1 protein-coding gene is annotated in these 2,773 nt (G+C 68.8%); it reads right to left on the reverse strand.

The window, feature by feature from the left end:
- Positions 1 to 107: 107 nt before the first annotated feature.
- The gene (locus ACI79Y_RS19595) at positions 108 to 2,261 is read right to left on the reverse strand and encodes a DUF6351 family protein (protein WP_457160094.1); all 2,154 of its coding nucleotides are present in this window, start codon (positions 2,259 to 2,261) and stop codon (positions 108 to 110) included.
- Positions 2,262 to 2,773 lie beyond the last annotated feature (512 nt).

Genomic DNA, 2,773 nt, shown 5'->3' on the forward strand with positions numbered 1-2,773 from the left:
CCCCCCCCCCCCCCCCCCCCCCCCCCCCCCCCCCCCCCCCCCCCCCCCCCCCCCCCCCCCCCCCCCCCCCCGCCCCCCCCCCCCCCCCACTTCCGATCACGCTGCCGTCAGAACGTGAGCCAGGTCCCCTGAAGGGGCACCTGCCCCACACCCGGTCGGCTCCAGTCACAGACCCCGCCGGGGAACGTGGCCAGCAACTGCTGCCACTGGGCATCCGAGAACCGGACGTCGCCGTAGTCGCTGCGCTGAGGGGACCTGACCTGGCACTTCAGGACGTCCTTGGCCGGCGACGCTCCGGCGATGACGCGAGGATCGGCGTGGAAGGGGTAGAGGTCGTTGCACGTGTTGCTGGCCTCGTAGTCGACCTTCTCGGTGATCCGGATCCCGTCCTGGTAGCAGCCGTCCTGCAGATCCTGGGGCCGCGCCGCCACCGCGGTGTCACGGCGACTGGCATCGGACGCCGCCGCTGGTGCCTGGTCGATGGCGGTCAGCCACCGGTCCATCCCGTCCAATGCGTCCGCGATCATCTGACCACTGTCACCGGGGGCGCCGGTCCAGCTGACGTGCGTGCCCGCGTCACCGTTGGCCCGCAGCTGTCGCTCTCGGATCGACCACGACCGAATGCGGTCGTGGAAGTCGCCTGCAGGGTCCCTGTACCCGCGCACCTCGATCACCGGGATGTACCGGAGGCCGCCGGTGAACTGGTTCACGCGTCCGGTGGCGTAGGCACGTTCGAGGGCCAGCGGATCCGCCGCCGAGCGCTCCGCCGTCCGGTTGCCATTGATGTCCACCCCTCCGACCCCTGCATTGAGTGACAGGAACTGATCGACGGTTATGGCACCGGACTCGAGCGCTTGCAAGCCGTACTGCACGCCGACGTTGTCCGGAACGACTCTGCGGCCGTAGCCGTTCTCGTCCACGCCGTAGACATTGCTGACCTGGTCAGCGATCGTGCAGCGGAGTCCGTCAGGATTCGTGGTCGCGTTCCACCGGTCGGCGACCGGAATGGCAGGGTTACATCCTCGATTGGGGTCGTCCACCCCGTCGAAGAACATGAAGCCGTTGCACGTCTGCGTCACGGCGAAGCCCATCACCGCCCGCTTCTGCTCGTCGGTCCACGGGACGGTCGTGGTGTTCCAATACGACGTCAGGCCGCGGCAGTCGTGCCCGTTGACCGTGGTGGTCCGCTCGTCGGGGTAGCCGATCTCGCCGACGACACCATCGAGGATGCCGGGGTAGTTGTTCGACAAGAGCAGTTGCTGCATCGTGCCCGCCGAGCCGCCGAACCCCATGGTGAACTGGTCGGCGCCGTAGGACTCGATGAAGTGCTCCTTCACCATCATCGCGGTCTCCGCTGACGTCACGTCGTCGCAGTTCTGAGCGAAGACGTTGAGAGTCGAGGAGGCGACACCGTACCCCTGGCGCAGCAACAGGTCGTTCTCCACTCCCCCGGTGCTGGTGCCTTGCCAGTACCCGACCCCGCAGGCGCCGCCGAAGGTGTAGACGAGCTTCCCGTTCCAACCGGCTGTGTCGGTCCACGGGTCCGGGGCGGGCGTGGCCGGTTGGTGCAGCACGGCGGTCTCGTAGACCGCTCGGTTGAGGGTGCCTCGCTCGACCCGCACGACGTAGGGGATCTGATGACCCTCTGTTGTCGTGGTCGTGGCAAGGTCTGCCGGCACGCTGCCATCCGTCGGGTAGGTGGCGAAGGCCCCGGCGGTGGTCCGGTAGCGGTAAGTCACGGTAGGGGCCGCGACGTGGCAGTCCTCATCCACGGGTCCGAGGTTCCAGGGTGCACCGCCGGCCGTGCAGTACATCGGGTTCTGCTCACCGGAGAAGACAGGTCCTTCGTCCGGATGGTTGACCAGGGTCACGGCGACTGGGTCGGGGCGGCCGTGGCCGCGGCCGTTGGGCGAGACAACGAGCTCATTGTCGCCGAGTGCGAGCGAGTCCACCAGGCCGACCAGCGTGCGGGAGTCACCACCCGCCCGGAATGCCTGGCGCACGTCGCGACCGTCGAGGGTGATGCGAAGCTGCTTGGGCGACACGTTCCGCGGCACGTCGATGGAGATCAGCGCGTCCCCGCCGGAGACGGTGTCCGGGCGACTGGAGAGGACCTCCACCGACAGTGACTGACCGGCAGGCGCGTGTGACGGCGGCTTGGCCGACGCGGCGACGGGTTGCACCGCCGCGAGGACACCCATCGCGGCCAGGCCTGTGACAGCGACCTTCCACCTCTTGCTCGACATCTTCGTCTGTAGCACGTCGCTCTCTCTCCCTGGCCGGGGCCGCCTCAGTGCGAGCCGAAGAAAACGTAAGGGAGATCACACACGGGCGTCAATGAATCGTCGAACGTTCCGAGAAGAGGAGAGCGTCCGGAGGTCGAGCTGGTGCAGTCCGGACGCCTCCTCGGACCGGCGGAGACGTCCAGCCCGATGCAGCAGGACTGCGCCGCCCCCGTGCTGGCCGGCACGGTGTCGGCTTCCCGAGGGGCCGCCAACGGACACAGCCGGCCCCACCCTCACCGCCCGCTGTTCGCGTGGACCTCAGCAATCACCTCAGGTCGGACGCGGCACGGCCGTGTCGGGCAATGAGTCCGAGCGAGCCACCATCGCGGTGACCCGACGGACGGGTCACTCATCGGTCCAAGGGGAGGCCGGTGTAGTTCTCCGCCAGCTCGCGGGCGGCGGCCTCGGAGGAGCAGACCCGGCGCAGCTGGGACAGCTGCAGCTCGGCGTCGAAGTCGTCGCCGGAGCGGTGCAGCATCGAGGTCATC

Source organism: Modestobacter sp. SYSU DS0875 (assembly GCF_054050915.1).